The sequence below is a fragment of the Pseudomonas sp. YQ_5 genome (genome assembly GCF_043103305.1).
Classification (GTDB): Bacteria; Pseudomonadota; Gammaproteobacteria; order Pseudomonadales; family Pseudomonadaceae; genus Aquipseudomonas; species Aquipseudomonas putida_Y.
Map to the genome: position 1 here is coordinate 1 of NZ_JBICJS010000012.1, position 23,369 is coordinate 23,369.

Genomic DNA, 23,369 nt, shown 5'->3' on the forward strand with positions numbered 1-23,369 from the left:
ACTGCCTGTAGAGATCTTAATCAAGGACCACCATGAACCACCGCACCGCCCTCGGCGCCCTGCACATTGGCGCGCTGTTCTTCGGTCTTACCGGCGTCTTCGGCAAACTGGCCGCCAGCGCCAGCCCGGCGATCATCGTCTTCGGTCGCGCTGCCTTCGCCGTACTCGCCCTGGCCCTGTTCGTCAGCCTGGCAGGCCGGGGCTGGCAACGCCTGAGCAGCCAGGACGCGCGCCGCCTGCTGCTCGGCGGCGTGCTGCTGGCCGGCCACTGGGTCAGCTTCTTCATCGCCGTCAAAGTGGGCGGCGTAGCCATCGCCACCCTCGGCTTCGCCAGCTTCCCGGCCTTTACGGTGATCCTCGAAAGCCTGCTGTTCCGCGAGCGTATCCGCCGTAACGAAGCCGTATTGGTCGTGCTGGTCAGCATCGGCCTGATACTGGTCACGCCGGCATTCGACCTGGCCAGCGAAGCCACCGGCGGCCTGCTTTGGGCGCTGCTCTCGGGCCTGCTGTTCTCGCTGCTGTCACTGACCAACCGGGCTGGCTCCGGCCGGTTGCCTGCGGTACAGGCAGCACTGTGGCAGAACCTGGTGGTAGGCCTGTGCCTGCTGCCGTTCGCCGCCCCCGGCCTGGCCAGCGTTGCGCCCCTGGACTGGCTGTGGATCGCCCTGCTCGGCATCTTCTGCACGGGTGTGGCGCACAGCCTGTTCGTCGCCAGCCTGGCGGTGATCAAGGCGCGCACCGCCGCCGTCGTGTTCGGCATGGAGCCGGTCTACGGCATTGCCGTGGCCTGGGCAGTTTTCGCCGAAACCCCCACCGTGCGCATGCTGCTGGGCGGCGCGCTGATCATCTTCGCCATCGTGCTGTCCAGCCGTCTGGCGGCCGAGCAACCGCCCAGGCAGCGACCACTCACCGAGGGCGCCTGATCAGCGGTCGTTGTGACCAAGGTCACGCTGCGGGTCGACCAGGTCGCGCACCCGCTGCTTCAGTACCTTCGCTTCGGGGAAACCACCGTCGGCCTTGCGCTCCCAGATCTGCACACCATTGCAGGTGATGCGGAAGATACCCCCCGTACCCGGCTCCAGCGCTACCCGGCCAAGGTCGTCGGCAAAGGTGCTGAGCAGTTCCTGAGCCAGCCAGGCAGCGCGCAACAGCCACTGGCACTGGGTGCAATAGGTGATTACGATTTCCGGCTTGTTGTCAGCCATGGTGAAACATCTCCAGGTGAGGGGCCGCTTATACTAGCGGTCTTTCGCCCACGGTTTGAGACTCACGATGCGCCGTTTGCTGTTCTGTTTTCTGCTCGCCCTTACCTCGCTTACGGCAATCGCTGCGGAACCCGCCAGGCCCAAGGTCGGCCTGGTGTTATCTGGCGGTGCAGCCCGTGGCCTGGCCCACATCGGCGTACTCAAGGCGCTGGAGGAACAGGGTGTGCGCATCGACGCCATCGCCGGCACCAGCATGGGCGCGGTGGTCGGCGGCCTGTACGCCTCGGGCTACAGTGTCGAAGAGCTGGAAAAACTCGCTACCACCCTTGACTGGCAACAGGCGCTCTCCGATGCACCGCCGCGCGAGGATGTGCCGTTCCGGCGCAAGCAGGATGACCGCGACTTTCTGGTCAAGCAGAAGCTCAGCTTTCGCGACGACGGCAGCCTGGGCCTGCCGCTGGGTGTGATCCAGGGCCAGAACCTGTCACTGCTGCTGGAAAGCAAACTGGCGCATACCGCCGACACCCGCGACTTCGACAAGCTGCCCATTCCCTTCCGCGCCGTGGCCACCGACATCGCCAGTGGCGAAAAAGTCGTATTCCGCCGTGGTCACCTGCCCCAGGTAATCCGCGCCAGCATGTCGATCCCCGCCGTGTTCGCCCCGGTCGAACTGGACAGCCGCCTGCTGGTGGACGGCGGTATGGTCGACAACATTCCGGTGGATGTGGCCCGCGAAATGGGCGTGGACCTGGCCATCGTGGTCGACATCGGCACCCCGCTGCGCGATCGCAAACAATTACTGACGGTGGTCGACGTGCTGAATCAGTCGATCACTTTGATGACCCGCCGCAACTCCGAAGAACAACTGGCCAGCCTGCACCGCGACGACATTCTCATCCAGCCATCGCTGACTGCCTTCGGCGTGACAGATTTCGGCCGTGCCCGCGACATGATCGACGCCGGTTACCGCGCCACTCGCCTGCTTGACCCACGCCTGGCCGCCCTGCGCCAGCTCGAGGGCGACGCAAGCCTGGCCGTGGCCCGCTCGCCGCGCCAGCGCACGCCGGTAATTACCGCAATCCGGATCGAAAACGACTCCAAGGTCAGTGATGATGTGATCCGCTCGTACATCCGCCAGCCGATCGACGCACCGCTGGAACTGGACCGCCTGCAGACCGACATGGGTACGCTGTATGGCCTGGACTACTTCGACAGGGTGCAGTACCGCGTGGTGCACAAGGGCAACGACAACACCCTGGTGATCAACGCCCGCGGACGACGCGGCGGCACCGACTACCTGCGCCTGGGCCTGAACCTGTCCGATGACCTGCGTGGCGACAGCGCTTTCAACCTGGGCGCCAGCTACCGGGTCAACGGCATCAACAGCCTTGGCGCCGAATGGCTTACCCGCGGCCAGATCGGCGATAAGCAAGAGCTGTACAGTGAGTTCTACCAACCCCTGGATGTGGGCTCACGCTACTTCATCGCGCCGTACCTGGACCTGGGCTCGCAGAACATCGAAGCGACCCTGGACAACGACCCCGTCGCCGAGTATCGCCTGGAGCGCTACGGCTTTGGCCTGAATGTAGGCCGGCAGATCGGCAACAGCGGTGAAGTGCGCCTGGGCGCGGGCAAGGCCTGGGGCGAAGCCGAAGTGCGCATCGGCGACCAGGACTTGCCCAAAGTCAGTTTCAACGAAGGTTTCTACGAACTGAAGTACTCGTTCGACACCCTCGATAACGTGTATTTCCCGCACCATGGCGAGGACATCGGCCTGACCTTGCGCAAATACGACAAGTCGCTGGACTCCGACCAGGATTACCGGCAGTGGCTGTTTAACCTGGACAAGGCCATCAGCATCGGGCCGAACACGTTCGTGCTGGGTGGGGGCTACGGGCGCACGCTGGACGATACCGAAGTGGTGACGTCGAGCTTTGTGATAGGCGGGGCGCGACAGCTGTCAGGCTTCCGCCAGGACTCGGTATCGGGGCAGAACGTAAGCCTGTTGCGCATGGTCTATTACCGCCGGCTGACGCCGCGGGCCTATGTGCCGCTGGACTTCCCGTTATACATTGGCGGTTCGCTGGAGCGTGGGCGGGCATGGAACAACGACAACGAGTTCGACAGTGGGTACATCAATGCGGCGAGCATCTTCCTGGGGCTGGAGACGCCTCTAGGGCCGCTGAATTTCAGCTATGGCGCCAACACTGCACATGAACAAGCGGTGTACCTGAACCTTGGGCACACCTTCTGAGGCTTGGGCTTGCACTGCACCTGAATTGATGGGTGAGCTCAGGACTTTTCGAGGTTGGCCAGGATCTTGGCATGCACGCGCATACATATCTGCAAGTCGGCCTCGTCCACGCCGGTAAACAGCTCTACCCGCAGCTGGTTGGCAATGGTCTCGATCTGATCGATCAACGGCTTGGCCGGCGGGCACAGCACAATCTTCTTCGCCCGCCGATCCTCCAGTACCGCCTGCCGCCGCACCAGCCCTTGCGCTTCCAGGCTGTCAAGCAGACGCGCCAGGGTCGGGCCTTCGACGCCTACGCTCTGGGCCAGCTCACGCTGGGTCGGGGCTTCTTCGAAGCGGGCCAGGTGCAGCAACACCAGCCAGCGCGCCTGGGACAGGTTGAGCCCGGCCAGGCGGCGGTCCAGCTCGGCACGCCAACCTCGGGACATCTGGGCCAGTTGCATGCCAAAGCGGTGTTGGTTGTCGTTCAGGGGCATAAGGAACTCATTGAGTAGATCTAATTATTAGGCAGCTAACCATGCCCTGCCCCATGAGGCAAGGCTCGGCCTGGTCTACGCGTTCGATAATCGTCAAAAAGCATGACAAAGGTCAGCAGATGGCGCTTCCGCCTTCGATCCTGCCGGTGTTTACAATTCGAATTCCGCCGCCAGTGCTGCCCGCACGCAATAGAGTACGCCCTCCGGTACCCGCGCCCCGAACTGGGGGGCTATGGCCGACACCGGTGGCAGTTCACCCTCACCATCAAGAAAGGCGTCCTGTACCTCCAGCATCAGGTCTTCCGGCAGGTCGATGGCCTGATCAAGACTCAGCTCCTGGCGCCCCAGCGCCTCGGCCAGCAGGCTATACACGTTCTTCTCGCTGCAGTTGAGCTGCCCGGCGATCTGCGCCGGGGTCATGCCGGCACGGGCCAGGCTGACCAGTTCGTGGCGCAGGTCGAGCACCACTTTCGGTGCCTCGTCGGTGCCACCACTGTTGTTCAGCACTTCGAGGAACGCCTGGCCGTAGCGCTCCAGCTTGCGCGCCCCCACACCGCTGACCTGGGCCATGTCGCTGAGGCTGACCGGCTGGCTGCGCAGCATCTCCAGCAGTGTCGAGTCGGGGAAGATGACGTAGGGTGGCACACTGTGTTCTTCGGCCAGCTTGCGACGCAGGGTACGCAGCGCTTCCCACAGATCGCGCTCTTCGGCACGCACCAGCTGGCTGGCCGGGCTGCCGCCACCGGACGACGAGGTTTTGGCTGTGGTCTGGGGTTTGAGATCACGGCGCAGTTGCAAGGTCACCTCGCCGCGCAGCAGCGGCCGGCAGCTGTCGGACAGGCGCAGGCCGCCGTAGCCTTCGAGGTCGATATCGACCAGCCCGCGCGCCACCAGCTGCCGGAACAGCGAGCGCCACTCGACCTCGGCCAGACCTTTGCCAACACCAAATACCGACAACTTCTCGTGGCCGAAATTGCGCACCTTCTCAGTGTCCTTGCCTAACAGCACATCGACCAGGTGGCCAACACCATAACGCTGGCCGGTGCGGAACACCGCCGACAGCGCCTGGCGGGCCGGCTCGGTAGCGTCCCAGGTCTGGATGTTGTCGACACAGTTGTCGCAATGCCCGCACGGTTGTTCGAGGGTCTCGTCGAAGTAGGCCAGCAGCGACTGGCGGCGGCAGCGGGTTTCTTCGCACAGCGCCAGCATGGCATCCAGCTTGTGCTGCTCTATACGTTTGTGGCGCTCGTCGCCTTCGGAGTTCTGCAGCATCTGCTTGAGCATCACCATGTCCTGCAGCCCGTAGGCCATCCAGGCATCGGAGGGCAGGCCGTCACGGCCGGCACGGCCGGTTTCCTGGTAGTAGGCCTCAAGCGATTTGGGCAGGTCGAGGTGGGCAACGAAGCGCACGTTGGGCTTGTCGATACCCATGCCGAAAGCAATGGTAGCAACCATGATCAGCCCTTCCTCGTTCAGGAAGCGATGCTGGTTGGCCGCCCGCGTCTCGGCGGCCAGGCCGGCGTGGTAAGGCAGCGCTGGGAAACCCTGACTACAGAGGAAGGCGGCGGTTTCGTCGACCTTCTTGCGCGACAGGCAGTAGACGATGCCAGCGTTGCCACGGCGCTCGCCGAGAAAGGCCATCAATTGCTTGCGCGGTGCCTCCTTGGGCACGATGCGGTAGAAGATGTTGGGCCGGTCGAAACTCGACAGGAAGCGCTCGGCGCCTTGCAGGTGCAGGCGCTGGACAATCTCCTCGCGGGTCCGCATGTCGGCGGTAGCGGTAAGCGCAATGCGCGGAACATGCGGGAACAGTTCGGCCAGCTGGCCCAGCTGCAGGTACTCTGGGCGGAAATCGTGACCCCATTGCGATACGCAGTGGGCCTCGTCAATGGCGAACAGCGAGATATCCAGATCGCGCAGGAAGTCGAGCATGCGCGGCTGCACCAGGCGTTCCGGTGCCAGATACAGCATCTTGACTTCACCACGGCGCAGGCGCCCGGCCAGTTCACGCTGCTGCTCCGCCGTCAGGGTAGAGTTCAGGGCGGCCGCAGACACACCCAGCTCGTCAAGGGTGGCGACCTGGTCGTCCATCAGCGCGATCAGTGGCGATACCACCACCGTCAGGCCCGGGCGCAGCAGCCCCGGCACTTGGAAACACAGCGATTTGCCGCCACCGGTGGGCATCAGCACCAAGGCATCGCCGCCATTGGCCACGCATTCGATGATCGCTGCCTGGCGCCCACGGAAACTGTCGTAGCCGAAGATGTCCTTGAGAACGCGCTGAGCCTGTTCGAGCATGTGCAACTCCAAATCGCCGTACCATCCTGGATAAAGGCTGGACGAAAAACCCGCCCCGCACACGCCAAATGCGTAAGCGGTTTTTGCCAGGCAGCCGGCAAAACCTGCCCCTGGATGAAAAATCGCGGAGTATACCGCAGCACAGCGATGCACAGGCACCATGGCGATAGACGTTCCCTTTGCCCCGCTGCCGCTGCAAGGTGCTAGAATTCGTTATCGTTTATTCCCCAAGGTAGCCCTGTAATGTCCTTCGCCGAGCAACTGACCCGCCTGCAAGCCTTCCTCGACGCCGACGAGCTGCACGAAGAAGCGCTGGACTATGTCGCCGCACACGGCTACCTCACCGCACTTTCGATCAACGCCGAGGACGTGCCCGAGCGCGAGTGGATCGACGCCCTGTTCGCCGAAGAGCCGCACTACGCCAGCGAAGCCCAGCGCACCGAGATCGAGGCCACCCTGGTAGCGCTCAAGGCGCACATTGCCCGCCAGTTGGCCAGCGACGAAGAATTCGACCTGCCATGCGACCTCGACCTGACCGATGAGCCGGACGATTCAGACCTGCGCGGCTGGTGCATCGGCTTCATGGAAGGCGTGTTCCTGCGGGAAGAGGCGTGGTTCGAAAACGCCGAAGAAGAAGTCAGCGAGATGCTGCTGCCGATCATGGTGGGTTCGGGCTTGTTCGACGAGCAACCAGAGTTCGCCGACATCGCCAGCAACGCCAACCTGCAGGATGACATGATCGTGCAGATCCCCGAAGCACTGAGCGCTCTATTCCTGCTGCTGCACGCCCCTGACGAAAAACCAGCGCTGCTCAAGCCACGCCACCACTGAGCAACCTGTGCGCTACCTGCTGCTGGCTACCGGCTGGCTCAGCGTCGCGCTGGGGGTGCTGGGGATATTCCTGCCGGTATTGCCCACCACCCCCTTCCTGCTTTTGGCGGCGGCCTGCTTTGCCCGCAGCTCGCCGCGCTTTCACCATTGGCTGGTCCATCATCCCAAGCTGGGGCCATGGATCCGTGACTACCTCAGTGGTGAAGGCATCCCCCTCAAGGGCAAGGTCTACGCCATCGGCCTGATGTGGGCCAGCATTGGCCTGTCGTGCTACCTGGTCCCGCTATTCTGGGCACGTACCTTCATGCTGACCAGTGCCGTACTGGTCACCCTGTACATTCTCAGCCTGAAAACGCTGCACAGGCCAAAGTGACAATATTTTGTCGCCAAATATCGCTTTCGCCTAATGGGCGCCCTCTTTATCTGAATTAGTTCTGGAACCGCGCACAACCCTTGTGCTCATTGGCTTTCATAGCATTCAGCACCGTCATTCCCTGCCCCTTAAAGCAAAATTATTAGACAATAAAAGTCTTATATGTCAATTTGATATGAATAAATCTTCTTATCTATCGCGTTGAATGTACTTAGCTGTGTTGTTAAAAACCTGCAACACTATATGCGATAAGTTTATCGTCATTTTTTTGGCGAGCAGCAGGATCAATTCCAGGATCAGGGAGATGTACCATGCGCGTTTTGAACCCCATCACCAGTGCTTTACTGTTGGCCCTGGCGAGTGCCAACGTACAGGCGATGTCGATTACCGAGGCTGTCCAAAGCGCCGTGGACTACCACCCACAAGTCAGCTCCAACCGTAACAGCAAGCTGTCGGCCGATGAAGACGTGAAGTTCGCGCGTGGTGGCTACTACCCTTCCGTGGACCTGGTTGCCGGTTACGGCCGCCAGCGCTCGGACAACGCCACTACCCGTGCAGCGGGTAATCACAACAAGGAAACCCTCAACTACACCCAGTCCGAGCTGCGCCTGCGGCAGATGATCTTCGACGGCTTCAACACCGCGAATGAAGTGGGCCGCACCGAGGCGGTCTCTACCTCCCGCGCCTATTACACCCAGGCCGTCGCCCAGGATGTCGCCCTGCGTGCAGTCGAGGTCTACCTGGAAGTGCTAAAACGCCGTGAACTGGTGACCTTGGCCAAGAACAACCTGCAAGCTCACCTGCGCGTCAACGACCAGATTGGCCTGCGCAACGAGCGCGGCGTCGGCAGCACCGCCGACCTCGACCAGTCCCGCGCCCGTCGCGCCCTGGCAGAAAACAACCTGGACACCGCCGAAGTCGACCTGGCCGATGCCGAGGCCAACTTCTTCAGTGTGATCGGCCGTGCCCCGGACGAGCTGGAAAGCCCGCAGACCATCAAGGGCGAGGTGCCAGGCACCCTCGAAGAAGCCCGCGATGGCATGCGTCAGAACAACCCGTATATCAAGTCTGCCCAGGCTGACGTCAACGCCGCCGAGAAGCAGTACGAAGTGGGCAAGTCGACCTTCTACCCACGCTTCGACGCCATTCTGGCAACTGGTGCCAACAACAACACCGGCGGCGAAAAAGGCCACAACAACAACGACTGGCAAGCTGGCGTGGAGATGAACTACAACCTGTTCCGCGGCGGCAGCGACAAGGCTCGCCTGCAGTCCGACGCGCACAAGATCAACCAGGCACTGGACATTCGCAACAACGCCCTGCGGGAGTTGACCGAGAACCTGAGCCTGGCGTGGAACGCCATGAACAACGCCAGCAAGCAGCTGCCAACCGCGCGTGAATACGCCGAGACCACCAAGCGTGTGCGTGCGGCCTACCAGGACCAGTTCGGCCTGGGCCAGCGCACCCTGCTGGACGTACTCGACAGTGAAAACGAGCTGTACAACGCCGACCGCCGCTACACCGAGGTGCGTTATACCGAAGAGTTCTCACGCTACCGCGTACTGGCGACCATGGGTGAATTGCTGAGCAAACAGCATATTTCGCTGCCGCCAGAGGCGCTGGCGACTACCGAAGTACGCACCGAGGCGCGTCTGCCTGAGATGCGTTGAGCGGGTTTGAGATAGCGGGGCCGCTTTGTGCTGCGAATGGGCTGCAAAGCAGCCCCAACCCTCACTCGCGGCCATGATTACGCTGAAACGTCTCTACCCCCATGGCCCTGATCTGCCCCTCGATCAACGCCTCGAACGGCGCCAGCAGTGCGTCAAAGCAGGCCGGTTGCTCCAACGTGTTCAACGCCCCGACCACCGCCTCGATCGTCGACACTGCACCCGCCTCCGGCGCTTTGCGCAACCGATAGCGCGAAGCCACCACCTGCCCCAGCGTCACCCGTGGCAGCCCCCCCAGCAACGGGTTCAGGTACAGCAGCTTGCGCGCCTTGCGCCAGGTGCCGTCGGGTACGATCAGCAACAAAGGTTTGTCGCCCGCCTCGCCATACGCTGTCAGCTCCTGCGCGTCATCGCCCGGGAACAGCAGCACCGGGTGGTATCCGGGGGTGGCGAGCAGGTCATGCAGGTCATCGAATACCTCCCCAATCCGCAGCTCGGCATTGTTCAGGCCAAGGGCAGCCAGGCGCGCCGTGTTCAGGGCGTGGGCAGTTTCACTGGGGTGCTGCAGCAGGACCACACGGGTACGGCTATCGAGCGCGGGAATCAATGGGCATAGGCAATGGTCGAGCGGGCGCTGGCAGCGCTCGCAGCGGGGTCTGGGCATGGCGGTCTCCTTGGCGGGGACAGTTTGCCACATAACCGGGGCCCGCTTTGCGGGCCCCGTGATTTCAGCGGTTGAACCTTTCAGCCAGGCTGTGCAGGTACTCCGCCATGCGCTCGAGGTCCTGGCTGATTTCCGCGCCTTGCCTGGCTTGCCCGGCACTCTGGTCGCACAGTTGGGCAATCCTCACGATCTGCTGGTTGATGTCTTCTGCCACATGGGTCTGCTGCTCCGATGCCGTCGCCATCTGCTGGCTCATGCCGGTGATGCGGCTGACCGCCTGGGCAATCCCGCTCAGCGCCGCCTGCACCGCCTCGACACTGTGCACACTGTCCCGGGAAATCTGCTCACCCCGGCTGGCAGTGCTCACCGCTCGCTCCGCCCCGGCCCTCAATGAAGCAATGATATGGTGGATCTCTTCGGTCGACGCACGGGTACGCTGCGCCAACGACCGCACCTCATCAGCCACTACGGCGAACCCACGCCCTTGCTCACCGGCGCGCGCCGCTTCAATGGCGGCGTTGAGCGCCAGCAGGTTGGTCTGCTCGGCAATCGAAGTGATCACGTCGACCACACTACCAATCGACTGGGTCTGCTCGGCCAAGGCGTTGACCGCCTGACCAATGTCATTGACTGCATCGCTCATGCTGCCCATGGCCTGCAGGCTCTTCAGGGCCAGCTCGCTGCCCTGCTGCGCCAGCTGGTCGGCATCACCTGCCGCGTGTGCCGTGCTTTGCACGTTGTGGGTAACCTGCTGGATGGTTGCCGCCATCTGTGCGATAGCCGTGGCGGACTGGTCGGTCTCGCTGCGCTGCCGGTCGAGCATCTGCGCCTGGGCATCGGACAGGTCGGAAGATTGCGCCGCCCGCGACTTTACCCCGACCCCGGCATCCACCAGCCGGGTCAGGGCCGTTTGCAGGCGGGCTTCCTCGCTGATGATGGCCAGGTCGAGCTGGCCCTGCAGGCCCGGGTTGTCGCTGTAGGTCAGCGCCACCAACGGACTGGTAAAGGCCTTGGGATGCTCAGCCAACGTGCGGCGAATGGCCTGGTTCTGCCGGTGCTCGACCCAGTACCACGCCAGCAGCAGACTTGCCATCAGCACCGCGAGCGCGGCATAGGGTGGCAGCCAAAGGTAACCCGCCGCCGACAGCAGGCCGGCGCCGATCAGCGGCCAGCCATGGCCCAGGCCGTGCCCCAGGCGGGCAGCCCAAGGCACTGGGCCGCGGCCATCGCGCAAGCGCGCATACAGTGCCTCGGCGCGGCGGATCTGCTCGCGCGTGGGCACCGAGCGCACCGACTCGTAGCCACTGATCCGGCCCTGTTCGTATATCGCCGTGACGTAGGCGCTTACCCAGTAGTAATCGCCGTTCTTCGCCCGGTTCTTGACTATGCCCATCCAGGGTTTGCCCTGTTTGATGGTTTCCCACATGTGGCCAAACACTGCCGGCGGCATGTCCGGGTGGCGCACCAGGTTGTGCGGTTGGCCGACCAGCTCGTCGTAGGTAAAGCCGCTGATCGCCACAAAGGCGTCGTTGCAGTAGGTGATTCGGCTGTCGAGGTCAGTCGTGGAAATAAGGCGTTGATCGCCGGGGAAGGTTCTTTCGTGCTCAGTGACGGGCAAATTCATGCGCATCTTGGGCGATCCTTGCAGGATGAAATGAGGGGAAATCATCAGCGCAAGTTGATATGTAGCAGAGCGCTATCAGGTTAGCGGCCGGCGTTTGCCAGAATTTAACCCCCTCCCGACGGAATGCATGAATGCGTCGCATCTCAGCCCACGTTGAGCTGGCTTTTCAGCAGGTCACGGAAGGTCTGGATCAACGGTTCACGGCTGCGACCGCGACGAATGATCAGCGAGAACGGGGCCTGGTAACCAAAGGTCGACGGCGACAGCACGCGCAAATCACCTTTGTCGACCCAGGCCTGGGCGTAGTGCTCGGGCAGGTAGCCGATGTAGGCCCCGGAAAGGATCAGGATCAGCTGCGCCTCCATGCTTTCAACCGTCGCTGCACTGTGCTTGAAGCCATGCCGGGCCAGTTCGGCCTGGCTCCAGTAACCACGCCCGACCATGCGCTGCTGGGTCACCACCTGCTCGGGGATGCGCCGCTCGGCATACAACGGGTGGCGGCTGCTGCAGTACAGCCAGTGCTGTTCGCGGTACAACGGCTGGTAGAGCAAGCCGCTCATCCGCGAAGAAAACGCGCCGATGGCCAGGTCCAGGCGGTTGTCCTGCACACCCAGTTGCAGCTCGTAGGGGCTGGACACCGACAGGTGCAGGTGCACCGCTGGGTGCTCCTGGCTGTAGGCACCGATGGCTTCGGCCAGCGGCAAGGCGCGGTCACCGACAGTGGAGTCGATCACCCCAAGGTTGAGGGTGCCACGCAATTCACCCTTGAGGGCGGCGGCATACTGCTCGAAACCGTCCAGCTCGGCCAGCAGGCGCAGGGTTTCCTGATGGAACAGCTCGCCCTTGCTGGTAAGGCTGAAGCCGCCCCGACCACGGTGGCACAGCACGATACCCAAAGCGCCCTCCAGCTGGCTCATGTAGGTACTGATGGCCGAGGTCGACAGGTTCAGCTCGCGCTGGGCGTTGGCAAAGCCCTGGTGGCGCACCACGCTGATGAAGATGCGCAGCAGTTTTAGGTCGGGCAAGGTCGAGGCCATGGTGCAACGGTTCCACAAGGGTATGTGCGCGCAGTCTAACTGCTCCACACGCCTTTAGTTCAGAAAATCCTGAACTAAGTATTTGTCGGTAGCGATTCTTCCTGGGCACTACCTTGAGCAGACTTGGCCGAAATGTCCCTGCCCGCCGGCAAACCACACATGAATGGCGCGCGGCGGCACAGGTTCGAACAAACACAACAATCGACCGACTGATGAGGCCCACCGTGGACAAGACTCTCCACCAACCACTGGGCGGCAACGAAATGCCGCGTTTCGGCGGCATCGCCACCATGCTCCGCCTCCCCCACCTGCAAAGCGCCGCAGGCCTGGATGCTGCCTTCATCGGCGTACCACTGGATATCGGTACCTCGCTACGCTCCGGCACCCGCTTCGGCCCACGGCAGATCCGCGCCGAATCGGTGATGATCCGCCCGTACAACATGGCTACCGGTGCCGCCCCGTTCGACTCGCTGTCGGTCGCCGATATCGGCGATGTGGCAATCAACACCTTCAATCTGCTGGACGCCGTGCGCATCATCGAAGAAGCGTATGACGAGATCGTCGAGCACAACGTCATTCCCATGACCCTGGGGGGCGATCACACCATCACCCTGCCGATCCTGCGTGCGCTGCACAAAAAACACGGCAAGATCGGTCTGGTGCACATCGATGCCCACGCCGACGTCAACGACCACATGTTCGGCGAGAAAATCGCCCACGGCACCACCTTCCGCCGCGCCGTGGAAGAAGGCCTGCTGGACTGTGAGCGCGTGGTGCAGATCGGCCTGCGCGCCCAGGGCTACACCGCCGATGACTTCAACTGGAGCCGTCGCCAGGGCTTCCGCGTGGTCCAGGCCGAAGAGTGCTGGCACAAGTCGCTGGAGCCCCTGATGGCCGAAGTGCGGGAAAAAGTCGGCGGTGGCCCGGTTTACCTGTCTTTCGACATCGATGGCATCGACCCGGCCTGGGCGCCCGGTACCGGAACCCCGGAAATCGGCGGCTTGACCACCATCCAGGCGATGGAGATCATTCGCGGCTGCCACGGCCTGGACCTGATCGGCTGTGACCTTGTCGAAGTCTCCCCGCCTTACGACACCACCGGCAACACCTCGCTGCTCGGTGCCAACCTGCTGTTCGAGATGCTCTGCGTGCTACCTGGCGTGGTGCGTCGCTAATACCGCTCTACCCCGGCAGGAGCCATGAGGGAGGGCCACTGAGGCCCGCCAACACAAGAAAAGACCGCCGGGCGCCGTGCAAACGCCCGCGCGGTCGATCTCGCCATAATAAAGATAATCGGGAGACCCCCAATGGCCTTGGACATCATTGTTGTAATGATCTACACCGCTGGCATGCTAGGGCTTGGCTGGTATGGCATGCGACGCGCGAAAACCCATGAAGACTACTTGGTAGCCGGGCGCAATCTCGGCCCGGTGCTGTACATGGGCACCATGGCCACCACCGTACTCGGTGGCGCCTCCACCGTCGGCACCGTGCGCCTGGGCTACGTCCACGGCATTTCCGGCTTCTGGCTGTGCGCCGCCCTGGGTATGGGCATCATCGCCATCAACCTGTTCCTCGCCAAACCGCTGCTGCGCCTGCGCATCTTCACCGTGACCCAGGTGCTGGAGCAACGCTACAACCCCACCGCACGCCAGGCGAGCGCCGTCATCATGCTGGCTTACGCGCTGATGATCGGGGTCACCTCGACCCTGGCCATGGCCACCGTCCTGCAGGTGCTGCTGGACCTGCCGTTCTGGGCTTCTCTGATGCTCGGCGGCGGCGTGGTAGTGCTGTACTCGACCATCGGTGGCATGTGGTCGCTGACCCTGACCGATATCGTCCAGTTCGTGATCAAGACCGTCGGCCTGATGTTCATCCTGCTGCCAGTGTGCCTGTACAAGGCCGGTGGCTGGGACACCCTGGTGGCCAAATTGCCAGCGGCCAGCTTCCAGCTGACTACCATTGGCTGGGACACCATCATCACTTACTTCCTGATCTACTTCTTCGGCATCCTCATCGGCCAGGACATCTGGCAACGGGTGTTCACCGCCCGTGACGAAAAGGTCTGTCAGCGTGCCGGTACCACCGCTGGTGTGTACTGCGTGCTGTATGGCCTGGCCTGTGCTGCGATCGGCATGGCTGCGCACGTGCTGATGCCCGACCTGGCCAACCCGAACAACGCCTTTGCCGAGATGATCAAGACCACCCTGCCCGATGGCATCCGTGGCCTGCTGATGGCCGCGGCCCTGGCGGCGATGATGTCCACCGCCAGTGCCGGCCTGCTGGCTGCCTCGACCACCGTGACCGAAGACCTGCTGCCCAAGCTGCGTGGCGGCAAGCAGTCGAGCCTGGGTACCAGCCGTCTGTTCACCCTGCTCACTGGCCTGGTGGTGCTGGGCATCGCGCTGGTGGTAAATGATGTGATCAACGCCCTGACCCTGGCTTATAACCTGCTGGTCGGCGGCATGCTGATCCCGCTGATCGGGGCGATCTTCTGGAAGCGTGCGACCACCGCAGGCGCGATTGCCAGCATGTCGCTGGGCTTTGCCACCGCCCTGCTGTTCATGTTCCTGGACGGGCTGGAGGCCAATACGCCGATCTACTACAGCCTGGCGGTAGGGCTGGTTAGCTTTGTAGTGGTGAGCCTGGTGTCGCGCAAGTCGGTGGCGGCGGTGAAGCTGGCCTGACCGTTGTACCGGCCCTTTCGCTTGTAGGAGCGGGCTTGCCCGCGAGAGGGCCAGTACAGGCAATAGACAATCAACAGGCACAAAAAGGCCGCTGCACACACTCGGGTGCAGCGGCCTCTGTCGTTAATCAGCGACGACGCGATTGACGTTTGCGCTGCTCTTCATCAGTCGGGATCGGCACCGGCTGCAAGGGTGGTGGAATCAGCCCCAAGGCGACGGCCAGGTCGTGGAGCCAGTTTGACAGTGGTTTATTCATAATGCCCCCTTGACGGGTCAGCCTCACGGCAAATCAATCCTGCGATGTTTCATACAGATCATAGCCCGATGTCCTGTATTACGCATTCCTCTGTTCCTACAGATAAGGGCCATTTTGACGCGGATCAAGCCGTGGCGGTGCATTCCGACGACTGGTTAATCGTTTCGCTTTGTTGCAGGTCGATCCATGCCTGCAGATTAGCCCCGCGCATGCCCTGGCGCCACATCAGCCAGGTGACCGCCTGATCGAAAGGAGCCTGCAGCGGGTGCACCCTCACCCGGTCACGGCCAGGCAGGCTGTCGAGCATCGACTGGGCCATCATCGCCACACCCGCCCCCGCGATCACACAGGCCAACATGCTTTGATATGACTCGATCTCCATCACCCGCCCCATCGGCGTATGGGCATGGGCATACCAGGCCTCCAGGCGCATGCGGTACGAGCAGCCCTGGCGGAAGGTGAACACCGCCTTGCCCGCCACGTCCTTGGCGGTGCGTACCGCCAGGTGCTCGGGGCTGGTGATCAGTACCAGTTGCTCATCGCACAGCGGCACGCCATCAAGCCCGGCAAGGCTCGGTGGCCCGTCCACAAGAGCAGCATCCAGGGTGTGGTTGAGCAGCCCCTCAAGCAACTCGCCGCTGGGTGCTGCACGCACTTGCAGGTTCACCTGCGGGTAAGCCTGGTGATAGCGCGCCAGCAACCCCGGCAGGTGGGTCGCCGCCGTGCTGTACATGGTCCCCAGTACGAAGTCACCAGCCGGCTGACCGCCACGCACGGCGGCCAGCGCTTCGTCGCGCAAGGCTGACATGCGGTTGGCATAGTCCAGCAGCACCTTGCCTGCTGGCGACAACTGAAGGCGCTGGCGTTCGCGCAGGAACAGTTCGACGCCCAACTGCTCCTCGAGCTGGCGCAGGCGCGTGGAGAGGTTTGATGGCACCCGGTGCAGACGCTCTGCGGCGCGGGTAACCGAGCCTTCCTCGGCCACGGCCTGAAAGATGCGCAGCTGGCTGAACTCCATAGCATTCTCCAAAACAGAATAACTTGATCATCATTATTCAATTTTATTGAAAAGCAAACCGTCCTAACCTGCCATCCATCGCTTATATCCGCGCAGGAGACCTGTCATGTCGCCATTCATTCAACTGCTCGCCAGCGCCGTGGCGCTGATGATGGCCATGGGCATCGGCCGTTTCGCCCTCACCCCGCAACTGCCGCAACTGATTGCCGAAGGTCAGTTCGACCTGACAGTCGCCGGGCTGGTCGCGGCGGCCAATTACCTTGGCTACTTCGTGGGTGCGGTGGACGCCATGTTCGCCCGCTCGCCAGGCCAGGTACGCCTGCGCCTGCATGGGGGGCTGTGGCTGTGTGTGCTGCTGACCCTGGCCTCATGGGCTGCCGACGGCTTCTGGGGCCACCTGCTGCTGCGCTTTGGCACCGGCGTAGCCAGCGCCTGGGTGCTGGTGATGATCACCAGCCTCAGCCAGCAAGTAGCCAATGCCCACAACCGCCAACGCCTGGGAGCGCTGGTATTCGCCGGGCCTGGCCTGGGTATTGCCGTGACCGGGCTACTGGCACTGGCCGCACATGTACAGGGGCTGGACTCGGCAGCGCTGTGGCTGATCTATGCCGTGGCTGCCCTGGTGATGCTGCTGGCCGTGCGGCCGTGGTTGCCACGGGCATTACAAGCGGCACCGGCTCAGTTGCCAGTACGACAAGGCCCGACGCGCAGTGTCGGCACTGGCCGCCTGGGGTTGGTGTATGGCCTGTATGGCATGGGCTACATCCTGCCGGCCACCTTTCTGTCACAGATGGCCAATCAGCAGTTTCGCGGGCAGTGGCTGGCTGACCTGTTCTGGCCGGCGTTTGGCCTGGCGGCGGCGCTGGGCGTCTTGCTGGTGAGCGTGCGCCGTGGTGGCCACACTTCAGCCTGGCTGACTGCCACCCTGTGGCTGCAAGGGCTGGGTGTGCTGGCCTGCCTGATGGGTGGAGGGATCGGGCTGGCGCTGGGTGTTGCGCTGTGTGGCGGGCCGTTCCTGGCCTGCATGCAACTGGTCATGCAACGCTCGCGCGAGTTGGCGCCACATGCCACACAGCGCAATGCCGGGCTGCTGACCGCGTGCTTTGCCTTGGGGCAGTTGAGTGGGCCGCTGCTGGCCGCGCTCAGCAGCCATTACAGCGGCGGGCTGCAACCCGCATTGATGCTAGCGGCGGGCGGGTTGGTGGTGGCTGGAGTGTTGGTCCAACTGCCCGGTAATGCACAGCAGGGAAGCGCCTGTCAGGCCAAGGTTGCATCCTGAGTCGATGTAGCCTGTTCCGGCCGCCCGCGAAGGGGCCGGTACAGGCTATCCATCACCCTACCAACCGCCGCAATTGTTGTTTCACCCAAGGCTCGGCACTTACCAGGATCACCCCCAGCAACACCATCAACGCCCCGACCACGAAATTCGCACTGAGCGGCTCATCCAGCAGCAATACACCAAAGGTCACCCCAAATAACGGGGTAATGAAGGAAAACACCGCGAGGTTCGATGCCAGGTACTTACGCAGCAACCAGAACCAGGTGAGGTAGCTGATGAATGAGACCACAATCCCCTGGAACAACACGCTGCCCATCGCCAGCGGCGTCAGCGACACCGCGCCGATCTGCCCGCTGACCAGGGCAATCAGCAGCAGCCCGGCAAACCCGACCGCCAGCTGATAGAACAGAGTCAAGGTTGCCGGCGCCTCCGATAGCCGTGAGCAACGCACCACCACCGTAGTCGCGCCCCAGGCCAGCCCGGCGATCACGCCAAAGGCATCACCCAGCAAGGTGCGGCTGTCCATGTCCTCGAACGAAGTGCCACCGGCAAAGGCCATGGCAATGCCGCCGAAGGCCAGCAGAATGCCCAGCCATTGCAGCAGCCGCAAGCGTTCACTGGCTAGCCGAAAATGCAGGCCCAAGGCGGTAAATACCGGCGCGGTGTAGAGGAATACCGACATGTGCGCCGCCGACGTCAGTTTCAGTCCTTCGGCAATGAACAGAAACTCCACCCCGAACAGCCCGCCCGCCACCACCCCTGCGCGCCAAGTGCTGCCGACCTGCTCCCAGCCTCCCCGCCAGCACAGCATCAGGCCTACCAGTACAGCGGCAATGCCATTGCGCAGTGCTGCCTGCATCACCGGGGCGATGTCGACGGCAGCGGTCTTGATCAGTACCTGCTGGCAGCCCCAGATCAGGCAAAGCCCCAGCATTACCTGGAACGCAAAGGCGTCGGGGTTCTTGCGGACCGCGCTCATAAGCGGGCCTCTGGGATGATCGTAGGCATGGGCAAGGCTCGGCAGCGTTCAGAAGCTACCGATTATCGGGTTTCGAGCGCTGCACTTGCCAGCCTTAAAACGACCTCAAGCAATCTGTGCCTTCGCAGATACCTGATCGAATGTCGTTTCGTCCAGCGCATCCTCCTGCTCATCCAGCACCTGCCGCGGGTGCTCGAAGCCGGGGATGCTGCTGTCGATCAGGCTCATCAAGCGCGAGCCGCGTTCGGTCAGGACGAAGTTTTCGCCATTGCCGCCGTCTTCTTCAGGCCGGCATTCAATGAATCCGCGCTCAAATAGCAGCTTTTCATACTCGCATGCACGGGTTTTCAGGTGATCCACGTCACCCACCGGCTCACCCTTGGCGGCCAATGCCGCAGCATGCTGTTCGGCATAAGGGCGGGGCGTGAAGCTGTGACCGGCGCCGTTCTGCACTTCGTGCAGCAAGCGTTCGATCAGGTCCCAGTCGTAGGTGATGCTCATGGCTACGGGCTCCTGCTGTGGACGAAAGGGGTACACAGGTTGGGACCTGCCAGGGTTGCCAAGCGTTCCGAAGCGCTTAGCGCTGGCGTTGTTGCGCGCCGCGCGGGCGGCGCCCGGTCTCCCAGGCGCTGAAAACACTACGATAGGCGCAAATTTTCCTGTCCAGACACGAAATTTAATAACCCCCCAATTTCAACCAACTCCAAAGGCCAATGAGCGACAAGAAAATAGCGACATGAAGAAACCACAAGCTAACCAGCATGCGGCGCAATCCACCAGGAAATTTTCTTACATCCTGAACGTCTAGAAGGCCTTTACGAACGCAAATCGCCCTCATCGACAACATCACGGATGCCGAGCCGGTACGCATCACTTTACCCACCAAACCTGCATGACCAAAAATCTTTTTATTACCAGAAACCATCAAACTATTAGAAAGCAACGACTCTATTTGACTCACATAGCGAACCGAGACATAAACCCATATAAATATGACTATGAACATAGCCACCATCAAGGGAAGGCCTAACCACCTGGCGTCGAACCCAATCATTGCGCCACCTCATATATCAACTCACCAAGCATTTCACCGATACCACCTACGACCGAACCGCCTGTAGCGCCACCCACGGCACCGCCAATGACAGTGCACGCGAGAGCCCCCGGACCGCCTGTCGTCACTCCAAGGAAAAGTACGCAACCAGTTCCCCCTAGAAATCCACCAATCGCCCCGCCAGTGATCGATCCCCCCGTACTGCCAACCAGAGAGACGCCTTCCACATACTTGGCCTTTCTGCAGTCTTCAGAGCGTCCAAAGGTACATGCATGATGGATACTTAGCCCTGTTGAAGCCACGTCGAGCCCCAAGCCGGTATAAGTACCCTTCTTTATCAAATTGGCTGCTCTCGAGATTCCTGCGATCTTCTCGGCGTACCCAGCAATCTCACCCGTATGCAGGTAGCTCTTGGTTGATATCTCGAGGACTCTCTTCACCGAACCTCTATTTCGCAGGCCTGAACCGTACGCAGCCAATTTATTCAGCTGCTCTTCTAGCTTCATGAATAAGGTCATTCGCCTGGCATAAAACTCATTACGCCCCTTAATTGTGCCATCTCTCAAATATTGACGATGTAAGACCTCAATGTCATCCAGCGTTTTCTTGATCGACTCAAGGTGCCTATTCCAGCCATCGCTTATAGCGCCAGCGCCCATGGAGGCGTGGGTGAGGAAACTTCTCAGCATCTCGTAGTTGTCCAGAAAGAAGTCATCCACCCCAGCACCATTGACCTCCAGCTGATGATGTATTCCCGCTGCCTTCGCCATTAAAAAAGCCTCATGGCTCGTACACGATGGCGTACTGGGGTCACCAACAATCACCAGTTCCCCTCCAACAACCACGCCATTGGCGATATGCGCATTTAGCACATCAAACTTGGCCCGTTGATTGGCCGACATGGCCGTGCCGGCCTTCAGCGACTCAAACGATTGCGCCTGAGGATTGATAAAGCTGCGAGCCTCGGACATGGTCGCACCTCACGCACACTTCTTGTTGGCGATGCGGTCCCAGCCGCCGGTCACGTTGCCGCCCGCGCTGCCGTCGCGGCGCTTCTGCCGCGTATAGGTGGTCTTGATGCGGCCGTAGTTCAATTGAATCACTTCTATCGGCACCCCGGCGCTGGCGCTCTGGGCGTAATCGGCGATGATCACTTCTTCAAGAATGACTTCGTAGTACTTGAGCTTTTCGGTACCGGCCCGGCACACCACCAGCTTCACTTCCTTCAGGTGCTGGCCGGCACAGCTGGCCTCAAGCAGCTTGCAGCTGGCACTGTCCAGATACTTGGTAAAGGTAAAGTTGGTGAGCGTGGTCCGCCCGGAAGATGCGCCGCCCGCGGAGCTTGCGGTGGCAGAGGTGCTCTGGTTGGCGCCGAACTTGTAGCCGATGATCTCGATCCAGTTGGCGTACTGCTCGTCCAGTGCTTCGCCGGTGATCTCTGCGATTTGAATATAGGCATCGAAGGCCATGCTTACCTCTCCTTGGTAAGGATTGGGCTGATAACGACGGCATTTCGAGATCGCCGTCTTGAGGTTGTTCCCGAAGGCGAAGGGCGGATTGCGCTGCGTGCCCTCAGGTGCGATTGACCCTAGCTCCCTACACCTGGCGGGGCAATAGAACGCGAGCAAACAAGGCTACTTTGGGAAATTGCTTACAGATTTGCCGATGAAGTCAGCCCGCTCTCAAAGGGTTCGAGCAATTTTTTAGATCTCGACCAAGACCGTTGTGACGACAAAAAATCTCTGCACGCGATACTGGGGAAGAAGGGCTGCGGATTGTGTGTGTGGGGAGATTGCGCGGCGCTCGGTCTCCCAAGGACCACCACCAAAGAAATCTTCCATCGGTCGCAAGCCCTGAACTTCCCTGCCCCCACAGCCCTCCACCGGGCATCACATCGCCGGAGGTTGGAAGGATGAAACCGCTACTGCCCATAGCCTGTGCCACTGCCCTGCTCTGCGCCCTGCCCGCTTGGGCCTGCACACCTGAAGAAGCAACGCAGAAACGTGAGGAGCTGGCCGGGCTGGTCACTCAGTTGACCGAGCAGAACCCGCAAAAGGCCAAGGAGATCAATGATGAGCTCCAGGGGATGGATCTGGGGACAGCGAGCAAGGACTTGCCCGACAAGTGTCAGCTGATCGACCAGCGGATCAAGGAGTTGAAGCAGGCAGAGAAAAAGGCGGAGTGATCGTTCGTCGCCTGCGCACGCCCTTTGCAGATGCGAACTTGCGTCGCTTCTGCAAAGGGCCGGCGTGAGTTTTATTCAGCAGCAGGCTTGCGCTTCTTCAGCGGAGCCAGGCCATCTGCACTGGCCAGAGGCGCGTTGGCCTTCGGCTTGGCAGTAGGCTTGCGCTTGGCGGCAGCTTTCTTGTCGCCAGTCTTCTTCTCGACCTTTTTCTTCTTGCTACCGGCCGCCTTGCCCGAGGCTTTGACTTTCTTCGGCCCGTTGTAGGTACCCTTCACTTCCTTGATGACCCGGCGCTCGAACTGCTGCTTGAGGTAGCGCTCGATGCTCGACATCAGGTTCCAGTCGTTGTGGGTGATCAGCGAGATCGCCAGGCCTTCACCACCGGCACGGCCGGTGCGGCCCACACGGTGGACGTACTCGTCACCGCTGCGTGGCATGTCGAAGTTGATCACCAGGTCCAGGCCGTCGATATCCAGGCCACGGGCTGCTACGTCGGTCGCCACCAGCACTTTGGAGCTACCCTGCTTGAAACGCTCGATGGCCAGCTTGCGGTCCTTCTGGTCCTTTTCGCCATGCAGCACGAAAGCCTTCACATCCTTGGCCACCAGGTGGCCGTAGATACGGTCGGCCATGGCGCGGGTGTTGGTGAAGATGATCGCCTTGTCGAAGGTTTCGTTGGCCAGCAACCACTGCGCGATCTGCTCTTTATGCTGGTCGTGGTCGGCGGTGATGATCTGCTGGCGGGTGCCTTCGGCCAGTTGCGAGACACTGTTGAGCATCAGGTGCTCAGGGTCTTTCAGCACTTTGCCGATGATGTCGCGCAGGGCTGCGCCACCCGTGGTGGCCGAGAACAGCAAGGTCTGCTCGCGGTTCTCGCACTCCTTGCACAGGCGCTCCATGTCTTCGGCAAAGCCCATGTCGAGCATGCGGTCGGCTTCGTCCAGGATCAGGACCTGCACGTGGGACAGGTCGAGGTTGCCGGCATTGAGCTGCTCGAGCAGGCGACCCGGGGTGCCGATCAGCACGTCGGGCACCTTGCGCAGCATGGCGGCTTGTTCCTTGAAGTCTTCGCCGCCAGTCACCAGGCCCGACTTGATGTAGGTGAACTGCGAGAACAGCTGCACCTGCTTGAGGGTTTGCTGGGCCAGTTCACGGGTCGGCAGCAGGATCAACGCGCGAATCTCGACACGCGGGCCGCTGAGGTCGACCAGACGGTTGAGCAGTGGCAGTACGAAGGCTGCCGTCTTGCCGCTGCCGGTCTGCGCAGTCACACGCAGATCCCGCCCTTGCAGGGCCAGGGGGATGGCCGCGGCCTGCACCGGGGTTGGCTCGACAAATTTAAGCTCGGCCACGGCTTTAAGCAGGCGTTCATGCAGGGCGAATTGGGAGAACACGGAGGTAACCTCAGACAAGTGCGGGAAATTCAGTTGCATAGGGTAACGTTTTCTGCCGCCTTAGCCGAATTTCTTTTGGCAACTTTGT

Annotated in this window: 23 protein-coding genes; 9 read left to right on the forward strand and 14 right to left on the reverse strand. The window is 61.7% G+C overall.

Translation table 11 applies throughout. The features are described from left to right. The first annotated feature begins 32 nt into the window (after positions 1-32). Positions 33-923 carry a DMT family transporter gene (locus ACF8EA_RS02090; protein ID WP_275966576.1) on the forward strand — a complete coding sequence of 297 codons (891 nt, stop codon included), beginning with the start codon at positions 33-35 and terminating at the stop codon, positions 921-923. Here ACF8EA_RS02090 and ACF8EA_RS02095 read toward each other — a convergent pair whose 3' ends face one another. Continuing rightward, positions 924-1,205 carry a SelT/SelW/SelH family protein gene (locus ACF8EA_RS02095; RefSeq protein WP_021783431.1) on the reverse strand — a complete coding sequence of 94 codons (282 nt, stop codon included), beginning with the start codon at positions 1,203-1,205 and terminating at the stop codon, positions 924-926. 67 nt (positions 1,206-1,272) lie between these two features. On the opposite strand from ACF8EA_RS02095, the gene ACF8EA_RS02100 reads away from it, so the two are divergent. Next, positions 1,273-3,459, forward strand: coding sequence for a patatin-like phospholipase family protein (locus ACF8EA_RS02100; RefSeq protein ID WP_392521028.1), 2,187 nt, complete (start codon positions 1,273-1,275; stop codon positions 3,457-3,459). Between the two features lie 38 nt (positions 3,460-3,497). Here the strand turns inward: ACF8EA_RS02100 and ACF8EA_RS02105 are convergent, their stop codons facing one another. Both ACF8EA_RS02105 and recQ read right to left on the reverse strand, forming a co-directional pair. Next, the gene (locus ACF8EA_RS02105) at positions 3,498-3,935 is read right to left on the reverse strand and encodes a MarR family transcriptional regulator (RefSeq protein ID WP_252461595.1); all 438 of its coding nucleotides are present in this window, start codon (positions 3,933-3,935) and stop codon (positions 3,498-3,500) included. Between the two features lie 150 nt (positions 3,936-4,085). Next, positions 4,086-6,233 carry a DNA helicase RecQ gene (gene recQ, locus ACF8EA_RS02110; protein WP_021783428.1) on the reverse strand — a complete coding sequence of 716 codons (2,148 nt, stop codon included), beginning with the start codon at positions 6,231-6,233 and terminating at the stop codon, positions 4,086-4,088. Positions 6,234-6,476: 243 nt separating this feature from the next. Here recQ and ACF8EA_RS02115 point away from each other — a divergent pair, with 243 nt between their 5' ends. The 3 genes from ACF8EA_RS02115 (at position 6,477) to ACF8EA_RS02125 (ending at position 9,107) form a co-directional block, all read left to right on the forward strand. Continuing rightward, on the forward strand, positions 6,477-7,064 hold the full coding sequence (locus tag ACF8EA_RS02115) for a YecA family protein (protein WP_010955200.1): 588 nt from the start codon (positions 6,477-6,479) through the stop codon (positions 7,062-7,064). 7 nt (positions 7,065-7,071) lie between these two features. Beyond that, entirely contained in the window at positions 7,072-7,437 is a 366-nt protein-coding gene (locus tag ACF8EA_RS02120) for a YbaN family protein (RefSeq protein WP_021783427.1), read from the forward strand. 311 nt (positions 7,438-7,748) lie between these two features. Continuing rightward, a complete protein-coding gene (locus ACF8EA_RS02125; RefSeq protein WP_021783426.1) occupies positions 7,749-9,107 on the forward strand; it encodes a TolC family outer membrane protein in 1,359 nt (452 codons plus the stop codon). A gap of 61 nt (positions 9,108-9,168) precedes the next feature. Here the strand turns inward: ACF8EA_RS02125 and ACF8EA_RS02130 are convergent, their stop codons facing one another. From ACF8EA_RS02130 to ACF8EA_RS02140, 3 genes are all read right to left on the reverse strand, one after another. After that, positions 9,169-9,768 carry a tRNA-uridine aminocarboxypropyltransferase gene (locus ACF8EA_RS02130; protein WP_392521029.1) on the reverse strand — a complete coding sequence of 200 codons (600 nt, stop codon included), beginning with the start codon at positions 9,766-9,768 and terminating at the stop codon, positions 9,169-9,171. A 64-nt stretch (positions 9,769-9,832) separates the two neighbouring features. Next, positions 9,833-11,398 carry a PAS domain-containing methyl-accepting chemotaxis protein gene (locus ACF8EA_RS02135; RefSeq protein ID WP_021783424.1) on the reverse strand — a complete coding sequence of 522 codons (1,566 nt, stop codon included), beginning with the start codon at positions 11,396-11,398 and terminating at the stop codon, positions 9,833-9,835. 137 nt (positions 11,399-11,535) lie between these two features. Beyond that, positions 11,536-12,429: a LysR family transcriptional regulator gene (locus tag ACF8EA_RS02140; protein WP_003254585.1), complete on the reverse strand. Its 894-nt coding sequence runs from the start codon at positions 12,427-12,429 to the stop codon at positions 11,536-11,538. 224 nt (positions 12,430-12,653) lie between these two features. Between ACF8EA_RS02140 and speB the strand changes: the two genes are divergently transcribed. Together speB and ACF8EA_RS02150 are read left to right on the forward strand one after the other, a co-directional pair. Next, the gene (gene speB / locus ACF8EA_RS02145) at positions 12,654-13,604 is read left to right on the forward strand and encodes an agmatinase (protein WP_028697758.1); all 951 of its coding nucleotides are present in this window, start codon (positions 12,654-12,656) and stop codon (positions 13,602-13,604) included. A 132-nt stretch (positions 13,605-13,736) separates the two neighbouring features. After that, positions 13,737-15,116 (forward strand): sodium:solute symporter, encoded by a 1,380-nt coding sequence (locus ACF8EA_RS02150; RefSeq protein WP_021783422.1) that lies wholly within the window; start codon positions 13,737-13,739, stop codon positions 15,114-15,116. 127 nt (positions 15,117-15,243) lie between these two features. Here the strand turns inward: ACF8EA_RS02150 and ACF8EA_RS02155 are convergent, their stop codons facing one another. Together ACF8EA_RS02155 and ACF8EA_RS02160 are read right to left on the reverse strand one after the other, a co-directional pair. Continuing rightward, on the reverse strand, positions 15,244-15,372 hold the full coding sequence (locus tag ACF8EA_RS02155; protein ID WP_256122388.1) for a PA1414 family protein: 129 nt from the start codon (positions 15,370-15,372) through the stop codon (positions 15,244-15,246). 124 nt (positions 15,373-15,496) lie between these two features. Next, a complete protein-coding gene (locus tag ACF8EA_RS02160) occupies positions 15,497-16,390 on the reverse strand; it encodes a LysR family transcriptional regulator (RefSeq protein WP_084851169.1) in 894 nt (297 codons plus the stop codon). 106 nt (positions 16,391-16,496) lie between these two features. Between ACF8EA_RS02160 and ACF8EA_RS02165 the strand changes: the two genes are divergently transcribed. Next, positions 16,497-17,669, forward strand: coding sequence for an MFS transporter (locus tag ACF8EA_RS02165; protein ID WP_103444754.1), 1,173 nt, complete (start codon positions 16,497-16,499; stop codon positions 17,667-17,669). A gap of 52 nt (positions 17,670-17,721) precedes the next feature. Here the strand turns inward: ACF8EA_RS02165 and ACF8EA_RS02170 are convergent, their stop codons facing one another. The 5 genes from ACF8EA_RS02170 to ACF8EA_RS02190 all read right to left on the reverse strand — a co-directional run bounded on the left by ACF8EA_RS02170 (position 17,722) and on the right by ACF8EA_RS02190 (position 21,171). Then, entirely contained in the window at positions 17,722-18,648 is a 927-nt protein-coding gene (locus tag ACF8EA_RS02170; RefSeq protein ID WP_028697754.1) for a DMT family transporter, read from the reverse strand. A 105-nt stretch (positions 18,649-18,753) separates the two neighbouring features. Beyond that, on the reverse strand, positions 18,754-19,149 hold the full coding sequence (locus ACF8EA_RS02175) for a hypothetical protein (RefSeq protein ID WP_021783418.1): 396 nt from the start codon (positions 19,147-19,149) through the stop codon (positions 18,754-18,756). 175 nt (positions 19,150-19,324) lie between these two features. Further along, positions 19,325-19,702 (reverse strand): hypothetical protein, encoded by a 378-nt coding sequence (locus tag ACF8EA_RS02180; RefSeq protein ID WP_392521030.1) that lies wholly within the window; start codon positions 19,700-19,702, stop codon positions 19,325-19,327. After that, a complete protein-coding gene (locus tag ACF8EA_RS02185; protein ID WP_392521031.1) occupies positions 19,699-20,673 on the reverse strand; it encodes a hypothetical protein in 975 nt (324 codons plus the stop codon). Before ACF8EA_RS02185 ends, ACF8EA_RS02180 begins: the two co-directional genes overlap by 4 nt. A 9-nt stretch (positions 20,674-20,682) precedes the next feature. Then, positions 20,683-21,171 carry an Hcp family type VI secretion system effector gene (locus ACF8EA_RS02190; RefSeq protein ID WP_392521032.1) on the reverse strand — a complete coding sequence of 163 codons (489 nt, stop codon included), beginning with the start codon at positions 21,169-21,171 and terminating at the stop codon, positions 20,683-20,685. 443 nt (positions 21,172-21,614) lie between these two features. Here ACF8EA_RS02190 and ACF8EA_RS02195 point away from each other — a divergent pair, with 443 nt between their 5' ends. Then, the gene (locus tag ACF8EA_RS02195; RefSeq protein ID WP_012051554.1) at positions 21,615-21,887 is read left to right on the forward strand and encodes a hypothetical protein; all 273 of its coding nucleotides are present in this window, start codon (positions 21,615-21,617) and stop codon (positions 21,885-21,887) included. Between the two features lie 71 nt (positions 21,888-21,958). On the opposite strand, the gene ACF8EA_RS02200 is transcribed toward ACF8EA_RS02195, so the two are convergent. Further along, the gene (locus tag ACF8EA_RS02200) at positions 21,959-23,320 is read right to left on the reverse strand and encodes a DEAD/DEAH box helicase (RefSeq protein WP_012051553.1); all 1,362 of its coding nucleotides are present in this window, start codon (positions 23,318-23,320) and stop codon (positions 21,959-21,961) included. Positions 23,321-23,369 lie beyond the last annotated feature (49 nt).

What these genes read in the sequence shown, in the direction of transcription:
- ACF8EA_RS02090 (WP_275966576.1), top strand. Translation starts at nt 33, where the DNA reads ATGAACCACCGCACCGCCCTCGGCGCCCTGCACATTGGCGCGCTGTTC.
- ACF8EA_RS02095 (WP_021783431.1), bottom strand. Translation starts at nt 1,205, where the DNA reads ATGGCTGACAACAAGCCGGAAATCGTAATCACCTATTGCACCCAGTGC.
- ACF8EA_RS02100 (WP_392521028.1), top strand. Translation starts at nt 1,273, where the DNA reads ATGCGCCGTTTGCTGTTCTGTTTTCTGCTCGCCCTTACCTCGCTTACG.
- ACF8EA_RS02105 (WP_252461595.1), bottom strand. Translation starts at nt 3,935, where the DNA reads ATGCCCCTGAACGACAACCAACACCGCTTTGGCATGCAACTGGCCCAG.
- recQ (WP_021783428.1), bottom strand. Translation starts at nt 6,233, where the DNA reads ATGCTCGAACAGGCTCAGCGCGTTCTCAAGGACATCTTCGGCTACGAC.
- ACF8EA_RS02115 (WP_010955200.1), top strand. Translation starts at nt 6,477, where the DNA reads ATGTCCTTCGCCGAGCAACTGACCCGCCTGCAAGCCTTCCTCGACGCC.
- ACF8EA_RS02125 (WP_021783426.1), top strand. Translation starts at nt 7,749, where the DNA reads ATGCGCGTTTTGAACCCCATCACCAGTGCTTTACTGTTGGCCCTGGCG.
- ACF8EA_RS02130 (WP_392521029.1), bottom strand. Translation starts at nt 9,768, where the DNA reads ATGCCCAGACCCCGCTGCGAGCGCTGCCAGCGCCCGCTCGACCATTGC.
- ACF8EA_RS02135 (WP_021783424.1), bottom strand. Translation starts at nt 11,398, where the DNA reads ATGCGCATGAATTTGCCCGTCACTGAGCACGAAAGAACCTTCCCCGGC.
- ACF8EA_RS02140 (WP_003254585.1), bottom strand. Translation starts at nt 12,429, where the DNA reads ATGGCCTCGACCTTGCCCGACCTAAAACTGCTGCGCATCTTCATCAGC.
- ACF8EA_RS02150 (WP_021783422.1), top strand. Translation starts at nt 13,737, where the DNA reads ATGGCCTTGGACATCATTGTTGTAATGATCTACACCGCTGGCATGCTA.
- ACF8EA_RS02155 (WP_256122388.1), bottom strand. Translation starts at nt 15,372, where the DNA reads ATGAATAAACCACTGTCAAACTGGCTCCACGACCTGGCCGTCGCCTTG.
- ACF8EA_RS02160 (WP_084851169.1), bottom strand. Translation starts at nt 16,390, where the DNA reads ATGGAGTTCAGCCAGCTGCGCATCTTTCAGGCCGTGGCCGAGGAAGGC.
- ACF8EA_RS02165 (WP_103444754.1), top strand. Translation starts at nt 16,497, where the DNA reads ATGTCGCCATTCATTCAACTGCTCGCCAGCGCCGTGGCGCTGATGATG.
- ACF8EA_RS02170 (WP_028697754.1), bottom strand. Translation starts at nt 18,648, where the DNA reads ATGAGCGCGGTCCGCAAGAACCCCGACGCCTTTGCGTTCCAGGTAATG.
- ACF8EA_RS02175 (WP_021783418.1), bottom strand. Translation starts at nt 19,149, where the DNA reads ATGAGCATCACCTACGACTGGGACCTGATCGAACGCTTGCTGCACGAA.
- ACF8EA_RS02180 (WP_392521030.1), bottom strand. Translation starts at nt 19,702, where the DNA reads ATGATTGGGTTCGACGCCAGGTGGTTAGGCCTTCCCTTGATGGTGGCT.
- ACF8EA_RS02185 (WP_392521031.1), bottom strand. Translation starts at nt 20,673, where the DNA reads ATGTCCGAGGCTCGCAGCTTTATCAATCCTCAGGCGCAATCGTTTGAG.
- ACF8EA_RS02190 (WP_392521032.1), bottom strand. Translation starts at nt 21,171, where the DNA reads ATGGCCTTCGATGCCTATATTCAAATCGCAGAGATCACCGGCGAAGCA.
- ACF8EA_RS02195 (WP_012051554.1), top strand. Translation starts at nt 21,615, where the DNA reads ATGAAACCGCTACTGCCCATAGCCTGTGCCACTGCCCTGCTCTGCGCC.
- ACF8EA_RS02200 (WP_012051553.1), bottom strand. Translation starts at nt 23,320, where the DNA reads ATGCAACTGAATTTCCCGCACTTGTCTGAGGTTACCTCCGTGTTCTCC.